The sequence below is a fragment of the Paenibacillus pabuli genome (assembly GCF_039831995.1).
Taxonomy (GTDB): domain Bacteria; phylum Bacillota; class Bacilli; order Paenibacillales; family Paenibacillaceae; genus Paenibacillus; species Paenibacillus pabuli_C.
The window spans coordinates 1,348,346-1,365,373 of the sequence record NZ_JBDOIO010000003.1; the positions used below are offsets into that span (position 1 = coordinate 1,348,346).

The following is a 17,028-nucleotide window of genomic DNA, read 5'->3' on the forward strand; positions in this document are numbered from 1 at the left end:
AAACAGGCAAGAGTCTGTTCGAACCACCAGCCTCTTTGCCTGCTTCTGTTTGTTAATTGAATTTCACAACAAGAATGGTCTCCCCATTCGCCTTTACATTGCCAATTTTGGCCGTCTGTACCTCTTCAATCGTTTCATTTCCGTTCGGAATCAGTACAGGAGTGATTAATGGCAGCCCCGCAGCCTGAATGGCATTCATCTCAAACTCAATCAATAATTGTCCAGCGGTGACCACATCCCCGCTTTTGACATGAGCGGTAAACCCTTCTCCCTTCAATCCAACGGTATTGATTCCAATATGAACAAGCATCTGCAGACCTGTTTCATGTTCCAGAATGACAGCATGTTTGCTCTTGTTCATCACATGGGCAATGACACCATCAAAAGGTGCGAACACTTTACCCTCGGTTGGCTCAATGGCAATGCCCTCACCCATATGTTTCTCTGAAAATGCAGGATCAGGCACGTTGGCCAAAGCAACCGCCGTACCGGTCATTGGCGAAGCAATTTCCAGCTTATCCACTTTGGAACGATGCACCGCTGTAAGGTTGGTGCGGTCTTCCATACTTGCGGTTGGAGCAGTGGAAGAATCCCTCTCATTCCCACTGTTCGTTACCTCCTCTGCATCAAGTGGCTGATCCTTGTAACCGAAGAACCAGGTTAACGCAAAGGCCACACCTATGGCAACCAGATTAACAAGGATGTACAGGGGCAGCTGACTGTTCAGATACAGCAACGTTCCGGGGATCACCGTTACGGCCATGCCCGTACCCTGCAGATGGAACAAGGACGCGAGAAAACCACCGACTCCGCCACCAACCAATCCCATAATGAACGGTTTCATGTAGCGAAGATTCACCCCAAAAAGGGCGGGCTCGCTGATTCCGAGAAAAGCGGACAAGGACGATGGCAGGGCCAGAGCCTTAAGTTTCGTATTCTTTGTTTTTAATCCTACGGCTAAACAAGCTGCTCCTTGTGCAGCCATTGCAGAGGTGACGATGGCGTTGAACGGATTAAAACCTGTTTTCTCCAGCAGCTGGATTTCCAAAAAGTTAAAGATATGATGTACGCCGGTTACGACAACTATCTGATTGAAGAAACCAATAATAATTCCAGCAATACCGAATGGGAGGTTCAGAACGGCTGTCGTTCCATGCAGCACCCACTCTTCGAGCGAATGAAAGACTGGACCGATGGCAAAGAGTCCCAATGTGATCATCACTGTCAATGTAATAAAAGGTGTGAGGATCAGGTCCAGCGCTTCCGGCACGCGTCTTCTCAAAAACTTCTCGAACTTGGCTCCAAGAAGTCCGACGAAAAATGCAGGTAAAACGGAGCCCTGATAGCCTACCACCGGTATAAATCCGAACATGTGCAATGCTTGAGCCGATCCATCTGCCACAGCATAGGCATTCGGTAGAGCTGGATTCACTAGCATCAGTCCGAGTACGATCCCGAGCACAGGGCTGCCACCAAATACGCGGAATGCAGACCAGGCAACCAGTGCAGGCAGGAATGCGAATGCGGTATCCGTCAGAACTTGAGTAAACAACAGGAAATTCGGCGAGATGTCCTCAGGCGTTGCACCGAACAAGGACAAAATTTCATTCTGGGTAAGCAGTCCGCGCAGCCCCATGAACAACCCTGTAGCCACCAGCACAGGAATAATGGGTACGAACACATCTCCGAACGTGCGGATCGCCCGTTGAAATGCATTGCCTTCCTTTTTCCCCTGATTCTTCACGTCTTCCTTGGAGGAACCTTCAATTCCAAGTTTCTCGACCTCTTCAAAGATCCGGTTTACGGTACCGGTACCGAAAATGATCTGATACTGTCCCGAATTGAAGAAGGCACCCTTGACCTTGTCTATGTTTTCGACCTTTTTTTGATCAATTTTGTTCTTGTCATTTACCATAATGCGAAGTCGTGTCGCGCAGTGGGCAAATGATGCGATATTATCTTTACCCCCAATGGCTTGAATGACTTCCTTGGCTATTTGTTGATTATCCGACATGGTATTTCATTCCCCTCACCTGATATCTAGTAATCCCATTTGGTCGCTTGGAATTCAGCCTTGCCTTCATTCGCAAAAAAACGAATCCCCGTACTTTCAGGGCTCGGGAAAATCCGGCTTGTGAAAACCTCTTCCCCATCGTTGACAAAGATTTCAACCGAAGACGTATCCACAAACAAATGTAACTTGATCACATCTCCGTTCAGTTTGCATTGGCGTACCGCACCATTCATCCCTCCCATTGGAGCACCTGATATGGAACGGTCCAGTATTAATTTCTGCTGGAGGCGGTCGTATTGCAAAACAGTCTTTTCTTCACGGCCTGTTCGAAATTCAATCCCGAAAGTTTCAGCATCAAAATGACTAATTTCACACTCCAGTTCATAGGCAATCCCGTTGAATGCAGCAACGGTTTCAGATCTGTTCTCAAGTGTCATTTGACAACTGTGCCCCGCAGAATGCTGACGCAGCTTCACCATTTCAGCGACAGGCTGTTGAATGAGTTTTCCGTCTCTCAATGACAGCTGCCGCGGGATCGTAAGGCAATGCGCCCACCCATTCTCATCGGTTGGATACTCGACATCCGGAAGTCCCATCCATCCAATCAGTATGCGTCTTCCATCCGGCGCTTCCATCGACTGAGGAGCATAGAAATCGAACCCGCGATCCAATTCCTGAAACTTGCCGTGATCAAACTCTCTCGTCTGAAGATTCAATGGCTCGCCAATCAGGTAACCCGACTGAAAAATGTTGTTATACAAATCCCCGTCACTTTCGATGCCCTGCGGCGAAAAAAGAAGCACGCCCTTGCCAGCCAGCTCGATGTAATCCGGACACTCCCACATATAGCCGAAATGTGACAGATGAGTCTGGATCTCACCCAGAAACTCCCACGCTGTGAGGTCAGATGATCGATACAGCACTGTACAGCCTGTCTCGTCCGTCCGCTGTGCTCCAATCACACAATAATAGGTATCTCCGTCTTGCCAAACTTTCGGATCCCTGAAATGTTCTGTGTACCCGGACGGTACCGAGGATATAACTGGCTGCTCGGCTTTCACCACTGAACCGCTTTCATCCATCATCGCCAAGCACTGATACGGATGTCTGACCCATTCTTCATCCCTGGTGTTGCCTGTGTAGAGCAGATGCAGCTTGTCATCCTTGACAATCGCACTTCCTGAATAGGCCCCATGCGAATCGAATGTATCACCCGGACGGATGCCGATTCCTACCTGCTCCCAGTTCACAAGATCTGTCGAGCGGACGTGATACCAATATTTCATTCCGTGCTCTGTTCCCAGAGGAAACCATTGATAGAAAAGATGATAATATCCTTGGTAATATGAAAATCCGTTAGGATCATTCAGTAAGCCCGTAACGGGTTGGATATGATAAGACTGTCTCCACGAGCACGCGGAAATCAATGCTTTCAGCTTATCGATCTCTCCTTCTTCCGCCTGTTCAATAAGTCGGTAACGCTGTTCTCTGGTCATTTTCATAACATATCTCCTATCCTTGCCCAAAATCATTGAATCGAAGAGGAACCGGTTCCAATTAAACCAAAAAAATAATTCCATACGGCATAAAGCCAAAACCGTCATCCCAATTCGAATAACTAAACACGAATGGAACCGGTTCGATGGAATTATCATAAAGGATATGTTTATACGTTGTCAACGCTTTCTCGGGGAATCAGTTCCACATCAAGTATGGTTCGCTTTTCGACCGGCTCGCCTGTAACTTGACGAATCATATGGCTCGCAGCCAGTTTACCGGCTTGCAAATAATGAAATTTCACTGTTGTCAGCGCCGGATGAATCATTTCCGTGATATCGTATCCGCCAAATCCGGCTACCGACAATTCATGGGGTATTCGAATCTTGTTAGAGAAAGCTGTCTTCATTACACCAAGTGCGATGTTATCCGTGGCACCTACAATGATGCTCGGTTTATTGTCCCGGAGAATGGCTTCTGCTGTAACGATCGCTTCGGACATTTTGAAGCTTGTCTCATAGTAGGTAACTTCACACCCACTCCCGCCATATTCGGCGATGGCACGCTGAAATCCCTGTCTGCGATGTATGCCGACGGCCTGGTCCCTCTCCGTTACTCCAATATAAACAATCTGGCGATGCCCCTTCTCCACCACATATTTGCCCATATCATATCCGGCCTGGTCATCGTTGTGAACCAGACTATGCAGACGTTCATGCTGTTGTCCCACCAATAACACCGGAATACCAATCTCTTCGACTGCCTTCAGATGTGCTTCTGTCACTTCAGCCGCAAGCAGAATAATGCCGGATACCTTCTGCCTTGCAAAATCATAAATGGCGTCTATCTCGCGGTGCATATCCTGGCTTGTGTTGGCAATCAACATCTGGTACTGATTGTTTCTTAATTCCTCATCTATGCCGATAAGCGTCTGTGAAGTTGCAAATGAGTCCAGCCGTGGGACGACCGTTCCGATAATGCTTGTCTTCTTCGCTTTGAGACTTTGTGCAAAGGTATTCGGTACATAATTGTATTGTTTGATAATACGCTCAATCTTCTGACGTGTATCTTCACTGACCGAGCCGCCATTGAGAAAACGGGAAACGGTGCTTTTGGCCACACCGGCCAATTGAGCGATATCGGAAATGGTTTTGTTCATAGTTACTCCTCTTGTCTACAGCTTGAATAAAAATGAGTGAAGCATCGTTCTTATTATACTTGGTTGATGTAGTTGTGGCGAATATCATTGTGATACAGTACAGCGTTATTGATTTGCGGCATCACTTCAATTCATTGCATGCAAAATGAGTACATGCTAGTATAACTTCAATTCATATCGTGCACGATGGAATATAAACAAAACAACAAACCATGTACAGGCTATGACGGAAAGAGTAAGCGGGATCTGGCGTTGATTACAGGGACGTGGTGCCAAAGACTGAGAGCACCCGAAGCAACCATCCGCTGAAGTTCACTCCCGAGCCGATTGCTGAAAAGCGGCTTCTTCGAGAGCCGGCTTCTAGGACAATCCGTTCCTTGCGTTAAAAGGTCAAAGTGAGAATCGGCATCCTTGCAGTCAGGCTGAACCGTTTCTAATTAGGGTGGTACCACGGCTTCTTCGTCCCTTGCGGATGAAGGGCTTTTTTTGTTTTTTAATAATAATGAATTCATAACCAACAACATAACAGAGGAGTGGTTGAACATGGATGAGAACAAAAATTTGGAATATTTACGTAGCCGACTGAATGAGATTAATCACGGTTTGCTTCACTTGTTGTCGGAGCGGGCTCAGATTACACAGGAAATCGGTCAGATCAAGGAAAAACAGGGCGTTCCCAAGTTTGATCCCGTTCGTGAAAAAGAAATGCTGGAAGAATTGACTGCAGCCAATCCCGGCCCTTTCCACGACGATGCCATCAAGCTGCTGTTCAAGCAGATTTTTCAGGCTTCCCTGCATCTGCAGGTCGACGAACACAAGAAACAGCTTCTCGTCAGCCGCAAAAACCAGCAGGAGGATACGATCGTCTCCATTGGTGACATCAAGGTTGGCGCGGGCAAACCAATTATGATTGCCGGGCCTTGTTCCGTGGAGAGTTACGAGCAAGTCCGTGAGGTTGCCAAGGCGTTGAAAGAAGCCGGAATCCCGGTTATGCGCGGTGGTGCATTTAAACCTCGTACCTCACCGTATGATTTTCAGGGGCTAGGGATTGAAGGGCTGAAAATTCTCAAGGAAGTGGCCGACGAGTTCGGGCTCAAGACGATCAGTGAGATTGTGCATCCAGGCCATATCGAGCTGGCAGGGGATTATATCGATGTGATCCAGATCGGTGCCCGAAACATGCAAAACTTTGAGTTGCTCAAAGCAGCGGGAGACGTTCATATTCCGGTTCTCCTTAAACGCGGTTTGGCGGCAACCATCGATGAATTCGTGCATGCTGCGGAGTATGTTGTGTCCCGCGGGAACAAACAAGTCATGCTGATTGAACGAGGTATTCGTACCTATGAAAAAGCCACGCGTAATACGCTCGATATCTCTGCTGTGCCTATTCTGAAACAGGAAACCCATCTTCCTGTTCTGGTGGATGTAACCCACTCTACCGGACGCAAAGATATTTTGGCACCGTGCGCCAAAGCGGCTCTGGCGGCGGGCGCCGATGGCGTTATGGTGGAAGTTCATCCGAATCCGGCGGTAGCGCTATCCGATAGTGCGCAGCAGTTGAACATTGAACAATTCCATCAGTTCCTCTCCTCTGTGAGACAATCGGGTTTATTGAACGATCAATAAACTAACGCTGAAGTGAACACGAGTTTTGATAAAAGCAAACCAAAAAGCCTGAAGGAATTGCCTCTTCATAGAAAATATGAACGGCATCCCTCAGGCATTTCTATCTAACTTTTTCTCATACCTCGATAATAATAGGCAGGATCATCGGTCTTCGTTTCGTCTGGGCGTAAATGTAATGCCCGATTTCGTCCTTGAGCTTCCTTTTGATCACATTCCACTGGTTTACTCCGGCTCCAGTCAATTCTTCCATTTTGGATAGCACCAGAGCGTGAATCTCCTGCATAAATTCTTCCGAATCCTTCACAAACACAAATCCTCTGGAAATAATCTCTGGAGATGTGACCATTTGCTTCTCCGTTTTGCTAAGGGTCGTCACAATGACCAGCATACCGTCTGATGATAGCTGTCTGCGGTCGCGAAGCACGATATTACCTACGTCACCCATAATCAAGCCGTCAACCAGACTATTGCCTGATGCAATTTTGGGTCCTGGTGATGCAACGCCGTCCTTGTACTGAATCATATCTCCATTATTCACGATGAATACGTGATCAGGGTCTATGCCAACCGATTCAGCCAGCAATCGGTGCTGATACAGCATGCGGAATTCGCCGTGGATGGGGACCAGATAATCCGGCTTCATCAGCGTCAGCATCAATTTGAGCTCTTCCTGACTTCCATGCCCCGACACATGCATGCCCCCTGACCCGCTCGAACCATATAGGACCCTTGCTCCCAGTACATACAGATTATCAATAACGTGAGCTAGATTGCGTTCGTTGCCCGGAATCGCTCCTGCCGCAATAATTACAGTGTCTCCTGCGGCCACTCTTACATGAGGGTGCTTACCTGTCGCTAACCGGGACAGGGCAGCCATAGGCTCGCCTTGGCTTCCCGTACAGAGAATGACCACTTGCTCCGGAGGAAATTGATCAACATCAATCGCTTCAATCAGCAGACCGTCAGGAACATCCAAGTATCCCAGTTCACTAGCAACAGACACGACGTTAACCATGCTTCTGCCCAGCAAGGCCAGTTTGCGGCCGGTTTCAAACGTGGCATTCACAATTTGCTGGACCCGGCTGACATTCGAAGCAAACGTGGAAATGAATATTTTTTCCTTGGCGCGAATAAATGCATCCAAAATCCGATCACCGACCACACGCTCCGAAGGAGTAAATCCAGGCCGTTCCGCGTTTGTACTCTCAGACAGCAGCAGATGAACGCCTTGTTTACCGATCTCCGCCATTCGATATAGATCAGGATATGGCCCATTTACAGGTGACATGTCAAACTTGAAATCGCCGGTATGTACCACATTTCCACCAGGTGTGCGGAAGAAGACGCCAAGGCAATCCGGGATGCTGTGGCTCGTTGCAAAAAAGGAAACGTCGATATCCCCCAGCATAACGGTGGAGTGAGCATCGATGGTATGAAGATCTGCGGTTCGCAGCATATTGTGCTCTTTCAATTTCAGTTCAATCAAACCTCGGGTAAGCCTGGATGCATATACGGGGATATTCATTTGTTTCAGAAAATAAGGTATGCCCCCAATGTGATCTTCATGTCCATGGGTAACGACAAGAGCTCTCACCTGGTCCAGATTCTCCAGCAAGTAGGAGACATCCGGAATAATCAGATCGATGCCGGGCAAGGTCTCATCCGGAAATTTGGAACCACAATCGATGACAATAATATCTTTATTGTACTGAATAATGTACATGTTCTTACCGATTTCATTTACGCCGCCAAGTGCGGCGACATACAATTTATTATTGGCGAGATTCAATTTCGATGCATCCTCCTTTTCGTTTTGCTGCTGTAAATGGGCTATTCTACAAGCCTGTTTGTGTATTTCTAGTATGCAATTTCTCGGTTCACTTATGCATCGTGTATGATAACCACGCCAAAAAGTCCGCAGGTGGAATGCTAGCTCCACTGCGGACTTTTTATCAGTCTAGGATGAAGTAATACAAGATTGCTTTACTAAGACAAGTTACACGAGCGACTTACCACGCTGCAGCAGCACATCTTCTTCATAGGTTTTGATCTCGGAGATCCATTTCTCACGAACAGGGACTCCCTGCTGAGCACAATAATAATCCCAGATTGCACCAAATGGATAGGATTTGAATTCTTCTGTTAGTGCAAGCCGTACCGTATAATCGCCCTCCAGCTCAGCCTCTTTCAATGCATCGACAGGCTCCAGCATGGCGCGCAGCAAGGCTTTGATCGTGTTGCGCGTACCTACAACCCAGGCAGCTACCCGATTGATGCTGGCATCAAAGAAATCGAGGCCAACATGCGTCGTAGGCAACAGGTTGTGACGAACAAGTTCACGTGCAATTTCCAGCAGCTCATCATCCATAATGACGACATGGTCACTGTCCCAGCGCATCGGACGGCTTACATGCAGCAGAATACCACTTGTAAACAGCGCAAGGGAAGACAGCTTGTTGGAGATGACCTCTGTAGGATGGAAGTGCCCTGCATCCAGGCAGATCAGTGTATCATTTTGCAATCCGTATCCCATGTAGAACTCATGAGATCCAACAACGTAAGCTTCCGAACCAAGGCCGAACAGTTTACTCTCCACCGCGTCCAGATTATGCTTCGGATCAAGCTTTTCCGCGAACACTTCATCCAAAGAATCCTTAAGGCGTTTGCGGGGAGTCATGCGATCAACCGGGTTATCCTTGAATCCATCTGGAACCCAAACATTGGTTACGCACGTCTGACCCAATTGTTCACCGAAATAAGCGCCGATGCGCCGAGAGGCCTTGCAGTGATCGATCCAGAACTTGCGAATCTCCGGGTCCGGATGACTGAGTGTGAAACCGTCGTTTGATTTCTCGTGGGAAAAGCAAGTCGGGTTAAAATCAAGACCCAATCCCTGCTCTTTGGCCCATTGCACCCATTTCTCATAATGCTTCGGTTCAATCTGATCCAGCTCCACTTTTTCGTCGGTATCCGTATAGATTGCATGCAGATTGACCTTATGCTTGCCGGGAATCAGCGAAAAGGCTTGTTCCAGATCGGACCGAAGTTCAGCAGGAGTAGTTGCAGCTCCCGGATATTGACCTGTAACGGAAATGCCTCCTGTCAACTCACCATCCTGGTTCAAAAAGCCTTTCACATCATCACCTTGCCAGCAATGCACAGATACTTTGATCTCTGCAAGCTTCTCCAATACCTCATCCGTATCAATTCCATGCTGGGCATATAACAATTTGGCCGCTTCATACGCTTGCTTGACTTGGTTATCCATTCGCAGACCCCTCCTCTTAACGTGTAAATGCTGCTGGTACACCGCCATCAATCGTCATCATGCATCCGGTTGTTTTCTCGGATTTGGAAGAAGCAAAGAATGCAATGCCTTCCGCAATATCTTTCGGATAAATATTCACGAGCAGTGTCGTACGCTTGCGGTAATACTCTTCCAGTTGATCGGGTTCGATACCGTACGCTGCCGCACGTTCATTTCGCCAGGAACCATTCCAGATTGCAGACCCTTGCAAAATTGCGTCAGGGAGGATCGTGTTGACACGAATGCCATATTCGCCGCCCTCAGCTGCAATACACCGGGCAAGGTGTGCTTCAAGAGCTTTGGCCGAGCTGTATGCGGAGGCACTTTTACCCGCATATACCGAGTTTTTGGACCCGATGAAGACCATACTGCCACCGATTCCCTGCTGTTTCATCAGCTTGAACGCTTCACGGGCAACGAGGAAGTACCCGGTACCCAGCACATTCATGTTGAGGTTCCATTCCTTCAGGGATGTCTCGTCAAATGGACTCGAAGTGGCAAGACCCGCATTATTAACGATAATGTCGACACCGCCATATTGTACAGCGACTTCAGCGTATGCCGACTGCACAGCTTCCTCATCCGTTACATCCATTTTCAGCGCATATGCACGATTCGCACCATATTGATCATTGATTTCCTGGGCTACTTTTTGAGCCCCTTCGAGATTCAGGTCAGCCAGAACGACGTGTGCTCCCTCGGATACCAGTCTGCGTGCAGTCTCGCTACCAATCCCGCCGGCACCGCCTGTAATAAACGCCACTTTGCGGGAAAATTCCGTCTCTGCCGGTGCGAGAGACAATTTATACAGTTCAAGCGGCCAGTATTCAACATTGTAGGATTCGTTTGCACTAAGGGATACAAATTTCCCCAAGCTTGTCGCACCTCGCATAACGGCAATGGCACGGTGATACAGTGCTCCGCTTACTTGCGACAGGGCCCAGCTCTTGCCGGTGTTGATCATGCCCACACCCGGGATGAGAATAACGCGTGGCGCTGCTTCAAACATGACATCGCCATCATTCTTGTTGCTTTCAAAATACTGTTTGTACTGCTCTTTGTAAGCAGCTACGCCTTCTGTCAGCTTGGCTTTCAGACCATCAATATCCTCAGCATCCGGCGTCCAGTCAATGAACAACGGAACGACTTTGGTATGTACCAGATGATCCGGGCAAGCCGCCCCCACCTGTGACAGCTCTGGTGAATTGGCACCACCTACAAAGGTAAGTACATCGTCCTGATCGTCATAGGACAGGATCATTTTTTTGCTATCGGATACTGCACCCCGAAGCGTTGGCATGATTTTGGCCACGATATCGCGCCGAACCTCAGCAGCAAGCGCTGGATGTTTAACGCCGCCAAACAAACTTCCTTCATCCACGCGAGCTTCAATGAACGCTTCCGCCTCATTGATAATCTTGATGGTCTGTGCGTAACATTCCTCGGATGTCTCTCCCCAAGTTACGAGTCCATGCTTCTCCATCAGTACCAGTTCTGCATTTGGATTCGCGAATACGCTTTCAGCAATCATCTTGGATAGTGTAAAGCCAGGACGAACATAAGGAACCCATACAAAACGGTCTCCATAAATTTCTCTTGCTAACTCTTTGCCGTTATCTGCGCAACACAGACTGATAATTGCATCCGGGTGTGTGTGATCCACATGTTTATATGGAAGGAACGCATGCAACAAGGTCTCGATTGAAGCACGTGGGTGCTTAGAATCAATCATGCAATGCCCCAGATATTCAACCATCTCTTCATCAGTCATTGATTCACGTTCAATCAGAGGACGAATGTCTTCCAGAGCCAGGCCCGTAAAATGCTTCGCCTGCATTGAGCCCAAGTCAGATCCGCTTCCTTTCACATACATGACTTCTACATCGCGCCCACGAAAATCCTTCACTGTCGTTTTGGTAGACGTGTTTCCTCCATAGATGTTGCATACACTTCGGTCTGCGCCAATCAGATTGGATCGGTAAACCAGCTGCTCGAGTCCTGTTGTTTTCTCAGAAGCCTGTGACGTATTCCATAAACTCTGTACCATTCGTTTCCCTCCGATAATGTTTGTTTTATTCCTAATCAGAGTTTATCATCTTTGTTTTGTTTTGAAAACAATAGATTTTAAATATAAACGGAAAAATTCAAAAGGTTAGTGTCCCTGCGAATGTTGGAACGACTGTATTACTTACTCTACTTAAGCCCCGTTACTTGAATAACTTATACCAGTATAGAGTGGTTTCAATATTAGGATTAGATGACTGCTTTAGTGTGTCAACTCCACCTAGGATGAATCCTTGTTTCACATAAAATCTGCATGCACCAAGATTATCATCTTGTGCTTCCAAGGACATTCCTATAAGTTTTCTTTGTTTTGCCCACTCTTCTGCTTTATTTATGAGCAACGTCCCCACTCCACTGCCTCTATAATCTTTTTTAATAGCAATGTTTTCAATATAACAGAATCGATTCCAATCCTTAATGATTCTAATTTGCCCGATGCAAGTATTATTCATATAAGCTAAAAACAAAGTTTTATCCTCTCGGTTTATATATTGGCTCCAATCAAGTTTGTCATCTGGAAAACGTATTTCTCTAGTTTCATCAAAAAGAACTTCTTTATAAGACCACCTTCCTGATTGTAAACTGGGGACAACTCTACCATATAACTTAAAATAATCATTTGTCGTATTAATATCCTCTATTAAGTCATTATTTAATGGAGAAATAATGAGTTTACTTTCACTACCCAATATTACACACTTCCTTTTATGATGTTTTGAAATTATTTTATTTAAGGATTTAAACCCGAGCTTATTCAACATTACTGCCCGTTAGCTGAATAAGCCTCTCTTTAAAGAATACCATAAAAAGTAAATTACTCCTTGTTATCATTAAAAGCAACATTCTTCACGAAAAAAGCCTAATAAAAAGACACTCTTACGTTGCCGTTAGAGTGTCTTAATGCAGCGGAAATGCAGTGGAATTTCAAAATGCCGCTTGAACCTCATCTATCCTTTACCTGGACAATACTGATATGAACAGGTATAGAATTAGAAGATTCCCGCTTTTTGAGAAGTGTTTTTAATTCCGTAAGTATCATTGACGACCGTATTGCCATAGCTCGTCAAGCTGCCATTAGGTCCTGTTGCCAAATCAAGATAGTTTAGTCCTGAGCTATTCCCGTACCAAGACCATGCAAGCCATCCTACCCCTTTTTCCTGACCATATTTCATTATTGCGTATTCATCGACATCTCCATTTGTATGATATCCTCCGAATTCTCCAATGATTAAGGCCAGCCCCTTGTTCAGCACACTTTCCATATTGGATTTGACGGTGGCCGCATCTTTGCCTGCATACTCATACATGTGAATGGAAAACACCGTATTTTTCTGCGAATCCGCGGGAAATACGCTTTGTCCGTAATCGACTATCGATTGAGGATACTGACCCCAGCCTGCTGCATCTACAATCAAGGTATTTTTAATACCTGCATTTCTTAATTTCGGAATAGCTTTTTTGTACCCGTCAGCCCAGGCGCTTCCATTCCATGTTCCGTACCACTCATTTGCAATATTTACGATAACCCGATCTTCCTTCCCGATCAGTGCTTCCTTGATGCTGATCCAGTAGTTGACCGCTGCATCCAACGAATTGTAATCATCTTTGCCAGTGGCATCGTGTACTTCAAGGACAGCGATCATCTTGTTCGCGTTTACGACATTAATGATGTTTTTTACGGAACTCAGATCATCTTTCGTGTACTGTGTACCGTTCGATAAAACAATTCGTACCGTATTGGCACCCGTTTTTGCGATCGCAGGGATAGCTGTGTTCAAATCATTTTTGAACCAGGAATGCCCATGATTAATTCCCCTCATGTAAAATGGTTTACCCGTAGAATCGTACAATTTGCCTCCATTCACGTAAAAACCTGAAGCTGCTGTCGCTTTGGGAGCCGCGCTCCCTAAAATGACGAGCATCAGTGCTGCAATGACGGTTAAGATTGTCCCCTTTTGCAACTTGATCATGGCATATAACCTCCTGAGTTTTTATATTTCAATTAACCCTGCACAAGGCAACAAGTTAACTAAAACCAATTTCTTAACCTAAAAAAGAAAGTTATAGAAGTATATAATAAAAAATTTGTTACTTTACCGTTTAAGTTATAAAAACATAATAAAATGAAAACGCTTACCAGTCAACATTTTCTTACTCTCTATGAAAAAAAAGAAATACCCGTCCAATGATGAAGAATTGAACGGGCATTTCTTTATTCAATGCAATTATTTTCGCCGTGCAAAATCAACAAACCTGAATTTGTCCGGACGATGCCGGGATTCCGTGAATTGAAAAGGACTTGCATCCTCCAGGTAGACCTGGCTGCGTACAACGACAACATTATGGAAACCTTCCAGATCCATCAGTCTTCGATCTTCTTCGGTAGGCTCTTCCACCAGGATTTCTTTCTTGGCAAAAGAAATGGACAATCCGAGCTGGTCCTCAATGTACTCGTAAATGGAGTCGTTGCAGATCTCTTTGCTTAATCCCGGAACGAGACGATGACTGATGTAGTCCTTGTCCAGAATGACGCGTTCTCCATCCACATTCCTTACACGAACAATTTTCCACACCTGTTCCCCCATTCCAAAATGAATGGTTTTAAACAAGGCTTGATCTACCTTTTCTTCCTCAAAGACCTCAACATGGGTCCTCGCCCGGTGTCCCATTTTCTTGGCCAGTTCCTTGAAGCTGACCAGACCCGAAATGGGAAAATCAATTTTGCGGATATCCAGTACAATGGAACCCTTGCCCTGAATTTTCTGAATATAACCTTCTTCATACAGCATTTTTAGTGCTTTGCGTATTGTCTCTCTGGACGTTTGATAGCTTTCGGATAAATCCAGTTCCGATGGCAGAAGCGAACCTGCCTTGATCTCTCCAGTCCGAATATGAGCTGCGATATCTTCATAGATTCGGATAAACTTGTTATTCATCATTCATCACCATAGTTCATTACCCTTTTTTATCATATTGGCAACCTATTATAGCATTATTAGGAGGGTTAATGCACTTGATGGCTCTATCAGCATCAGCTGATGAATGGATGTTTACAAGGAGTGACTCAGAAACCACTTGTACAGATCTGGATTACTGTATGTCTCATCCCAAGCATTATGGTTACCATCAGGATAGACTGTCAGCTTCACGTTTGCATTTAGCGCTTCAAGGGCATCAACAATCCCTTGTGATTCCGAGAGAGGAACAACATCGTCCTTGGCACCATGAAATGCCCAGATTGGCACATTACGCAAGGCTTCCGCTTTAGATGGATCTATTCCCCCGCACACAGGGGCCACAGCAGCAAATACGTCGGGATAGTCGATGGGCAGATGCCAAGCCCCGTAACCGCCCATGCTTAATCCCGTAAGATATACTCTCTTCGGATCTGCAGGATAGTTCTCCAGCACATGTTCGACAATGGCATGTAGGGCTTCCTTTTCCATGGCCCAGAATTCATCCTCCGGACATTGAGGCGATATGACGATAAACGGAAAGCTCTTGTCCTGATCAACCATATTTGGAAGCCCGTTCGCTTTCACCTTATTCAAATCACTACCGCGTTCGCCTGATCCGTGAAGAAACAGAATAATAGGCCACTTCTGGTCTGCTGATTGGTCTTCCGTATCAGGAATGTGCAGCAAGTAGTCCAATGTCAACGTTTTGGTTATTTCCTTGACTATTCGATGCCCGGTCTGGGTCATATCGGTTCCCTCACTTCTATTCTCTAATCTTCCGTAACGCTTCGTCCAGAGCACCAACTACCTTGTCACACCAAACGTCAAATTCAGGATCTTCAGTCTGTAACTCAGGGTGTGCCAGCATATACTGTATCGTTTTCCGGATTCCCTGATCTGCTCTTGTTGTTGCTACAAATTCAGGTACAAGCCTCTTGAGTTTGCTATTGTCGAATACCACCGTGTTGGCCTTATCTCCAAGCAAACCGCCGCGAAGATCCTGATCACTGCAAGCAGCCAAAAATTCCGAAGGTACGTGAACCGCATTCAGTTGGACACCAAGCACGCCTGCGATCATTTCATAGATTTGATTCCACGTCACAGACTCGTCCGAGGTGATATGTACAGACTCACCAATGGCATGAATATTTCCCATGAGACCGATAAACCCTTTGGCAAAATCACTGTTATGCGTAATGGTCCAAAGGGATGTGCCATCACCGTGAATGATGACGGGTTTGCCTTCGCGAATGCGCTTGAGAACCTGCCAGCTGCCTTTGGCTCCATGCACGCCCAGAGGTACAGACAGATCTCCATACGTATGGCTTGGACGTACAATTGTCACCGGAAATCCATGTTCCCGGTACTGCTTCATCAGATAATCTTCACAGGCGATCTTATTGCGTGAATACTCCCAGTAAGGATTGGACAATGGTGTTCCTTCCGTAATACGATAGTCGGCAAGCGGTGTCTGATAAGCGGATGCCGAGCTTATGAATATGAACTGTTTGGTTTTGTCTTTGAATAAACGATAGTCCCTCTCAAGCTGTGACGGTACAAAAGCTATAAAGTCTGCAACGACATCGAATTCCAGCTCCGCAATCAGATCCGCCACCCGTTCTTCATCGTTGATGTCGGCCTGCAGCACGTTCACTTCCGCAGGCAGAGCATCATTACGATTGCCGCGATTGATCAAATAAAGCTCACAACCCTGACTGGCGAGCTGATGCGTAATTGCTGTACTGATTGTACCCGTTCCTCCAATAAATAGCGCTTTCATATTAGGCCACCTCCAGATGGAATGTCTCACAAGTCCATGATAGCACGCATGCAAAAGAGGAGCAAAGCCAGCTTGTCACTGACCCTGCTCCTCTCGTTTTAAACGACCTTAATCGTTCCGTATATCATGTACATGCCGCAGTGAATTTCATATTCTCCAGGCTGCAAATTTTCATCAACCGTGTAGTAGTTGTCTCCTTTTTGCATGTACAAATCCATTCCCAGATCTTGTGAACCAACCGATTTCACATGGGTGACCGACCGGGTAAGAATAAAATTAATCTTGGTGGGAACTCCGGACTTAACCTCAATCACCCCAGGCTCAAATCCGTCATTACTCACATTGACATCAATGACTTCATAACCTTCCAAATCCTCAGGCGTCTCCGCTTGTGCCGTGACTGAGCTTCCTGCACCTGGAGACATGTCCTTGCCCATGAAATAAACGAGAAATGATCCGAGTAATACAATTACAGCAAGGCCCAGCGTAAGCCACGGCCACATTTTCTTGATCGAGCTATTCATATCAGCATGCCTCTTTTCCTGAAATAAAAGTACAGCCTATATCATACCTTAAGCCGCTGCAGATGAAAATGGCTCCTATGGGCCATGTCAGATCATACTT

The 17,028-nt window shown here is 46.3% G+C and carries 13 protein-coding genes; 1 reads left to right on the forward strand and 12 read right to left on the reverse strand.

Annotated features, from left to right (window positions below; genetic code table 11):
* Positions 1 to 52: 52 nt before the first annotated feature.
* The 3 genes from ABGV42_RS08020 to ABGV42_RS08030 all read right to left on the reverse strand — a co-directional run bounded on the left by ABGV42_RS08020 (position 53) and on the right by ABGV42_RS08030 (position 4,670).
* Positions 53 to 2,014 carry a sucrose-specific PTS transporter subunit IIBC gene (locus ABGV42_RS08020; RefSeq protein ID WP_347381202.1) on the reverse strand — a complete coding sequence of 654 codons (1,962 nt, stop codon included), beginning with the start codon at positions 2,012 to 2,014 and terminating at the stop codon, positions 53 to 55.
* 26 nt (positions 2,015 to 2,040) lie between these two features.
* The gene (locus tag ABGV42_RS08025) at positions 2,041 to 3,516 is read right to left on the reverse strand and encodes a glycoside hydrolase family 32 protein (RefSeq protein WP_347381203.1); all 1,476 of its coding nucleotides are present in this window, start codon (positions 3,514 to 3,516) and stop codon (positions 2,041 to 2,043) included.
* A gap of 164 nt (positions 3,517 to 3,680) precedes the next feature.
* Positions 3,681 to 4,670, reverse strand: coding sequence for a LacI family DNA-binding transcriptional regulator (locus ABGV42_RS08030; RefSeq protein ID WP_347381204.1), 990 nt, complete (start codon positions 4,668 to 4,670; stop codon positions 3,681 to 3,683).
* 543 nt (positions 4,671 to 5,213) lie between these two features.
* Here ABGV42_RS08030 and ABGV42_RS08035 point away from each other — a divergent pair.
* The gene (locus tag ABGV42_RS08035) at positions 5,214 to 6,296 is read left to right on the forward strand and encodes a bifunctional 3-deoxy-7-phosphoheptulonate synthase/chorismate mutase (protein ID WP_347381205.1); all 1,083 of its coding nucleotides are present in this window, start codon (positions 5,214 to 5,216) and stop codon (positions 6,294 to 6,296) included.
* A 115-nt stretch (positions 6,297 to 6,411) separates the two neighbouring features.
* Here the strand turns inward: ABGV42_RS08035 and ABGV42_RS08040 are convergent, their stop codons facing one another.
* The 9 genes from ABGV42_RS08040 to ABGV42_RS08080 form a co-directional block, all read right to left on the reverse strand.
* A complete protein-coding gene (locus ABGV42_RS08040) occupies positions 6,412 to 8,085 on the reverse strand; it encodes a ribonuclease J (RefSeq protein ID WP_347381206.1) in 1,674 nt (557 codons plus the stop codon).
* Between the two features lie 207 nt (positions 8,086 to 8,292).
* Positions 8,293 to 9,564: an L-rhamnose isomerase gene (rhaA, locus tag ABGV42_RS08045; protein ID WP_347381207.1), complete on the reverse strand. Its 1,272-nt coding sequence runs from the start codon at positions 9,562 to 9,564 to the stop codon at positions 8,293 to 8,295.
* 16 nt (positions 9,565 to 9,580) lie between these two features.
* On the reverse strand, positions 9,581 to 11,650 hold the full coding sequence (locus tag ABGV42_RS08050) for a bifunctional aldolase/short-chain dehydrogenase (RefSeq protein WP_347381208.1): 2,070 nt from the start codon (positions 11,648 to 11,650) through the stop codon (positions 9,581 to 9,583).
* A 160-nt stretch (positions 11,651 to 11,810) separates the two neighbouring features.
* Entirely contained in the window at positions 11,811 to 12,356 is a 546-nt protein-coding gene (locus ABGV42_RS08055; protein WP_347381209.1) for a GNAT family N-acetyltransferase, read from the reverse strand.
* A gap of 300 nt (positions 12,357 to 12,656) precedes the next feature.
* A complete protein-coding gene (locus ABGV42_RS08060; RefSeq protein ID WP_347381210.1) occupies positions 12,657 to 13,637 on the reverse strand; it encodes a glycoside hydrolase family 5 protein in 981 nt (326 codons plus the stop codon).
* A 255-nt stretch (positions 13,638 to 13,892) separates the two neighbouring features.
* Positions 13,893 to 14,603 carry a trehalose operon repressor gene (gene treR, locus ABGV42_RS08065; protein ID WP_347381211.1) on the reverse strand — a complete coding sequence of 237 codons (711 nt, stop codon included), beginning with the start codon at positions 14,601 to 14,603 and terminating at the stop codon, positions 13,893 to 13,895.
* A gap of 114 nt (positions 14,604 to 14,717) precedes the next feature.
* Positions 14,718 to 15,371, reverse strand: coding sequence for a prolyl oligopeptidase family serine peptidase (locus ABGV42_RS08070; protein ID WP_347381212.1), 654 nt, complete (start codon positions 15,369 to 15,371; stop codon positions 14,718 to 14,720).
* A 16-nt stretch (positions 15,372 to 15,387) separates the two neighbouring features.
* The gene (locus tag ABGV42_RS08075; RefSeq protein WP_347381213.1) at positions 15,388 to 16,404 is read right to left on the reverse strand and encodes an SDR family oxidoreductase; all 1,017 of its coding nucleotides are present in this window, start codon (positions 16,402 to 16,404) and stop codon (positions 15,388 to 15,390) included.
* Positions 16,405 to 16,502: 98 nt separating this feature from the next.
* Positions 16,503 to 16,928, reverse strand: coding sequence for a cupredoxin domain-containing protein (locus ABGV42_RS08080; protein WP_347381214.1), 426 nt, complete (start codon positions 16,926 to 16,928; stop codon positions 16,503 to 16,505).
* Positions 16,929 to 17,028 lie beyond the last annotated feature (100 nt).

What these genes read in the sequence shown, in the direction of transcription:
- ABGV42_RS08020 (WP_347381202.1), bottom strand. Translation starts at nt 2,014, where the DNA reads ATGTCGGATAATCAACAAATAGCCAAGGAAGTCATTCAAGCCATTGGG.
- ABGV42_RS08025 (WP_347381203.1), bottom strand. Translation starts at nt 3,516, where the DNA reads ATGAAAATGACCAGAGAACAGCGTTACCGACTTATTGAACAGGCGGAA.
- ABGV42_RS08030 (WP_347381204.1), bottom strand. Translation starts at nt 4,670, where the DNA reads ATGAACAAAACCATTTCCGATATCGCTCAATTGGCCGGTGTGGCCAAA.
- ABGV42_RS08035 (WP_347381205.1), top strand. Translation starts at nt 5,214, where the DNA reads ATGGATGAGAACAAAAATTTGGAATATTTACGTAGCCGACTGAATGAG.
- rhaA (WP_347381207.1), bottom strand. Translation starts at nt 9,564, where the DNA reads ATGGATAACCAAGTCAAGCAAGCGTATGAAGCGGCCAAATTGTTATAT.
- ABGV42_RS08050 (WP_347381208.1), bottom strand. Translation starts at nt 11,650, where the DNA reads ATGGTACAGAGTTTATGGAATACGTCACAGGCTTCTGAGAAAACAACA.
- ABGV42_RS08060 (WP_347381210.1), bottom strand. Translation starts at nt 13,637, where the DNA reads ATGATCAAGTTGCAAAAGGGGACAATCTTAACCGTCATTGCAGCACTG.
- treR (WP_347381211.1), bottom strand. Translation starts at nt 14,603, where the DNA reads ATGAATAACAAGTTTATCCGAATCTATGAAGATATCGCAGCTCATATT.
- ABGV42_RS08070 (WP_347381212.1), bottom strand. Translation starts at nt 15,371, where the DNA reads ATGACCCAGACCGGGCATCGAATAGTCAAGGAAATAACCAAAACGTTG.
- ABGV42_RS08075 (WP_347381213.1), bottom strand. Translation starts at nt 16,404, where the DNA reads ATGAAAGCGCTATTTATTGGAGGAACGGGTACAATCAGTACAGCAATT.
- ABGV42_RS08080 (WP_347381214.1), bottom strand. Translation starts at nt 16,928, where the DNA reads ATGAATAGCTCGATCAAGAAAATGTGGCCGTGGCTTACGCTGGGCCTT.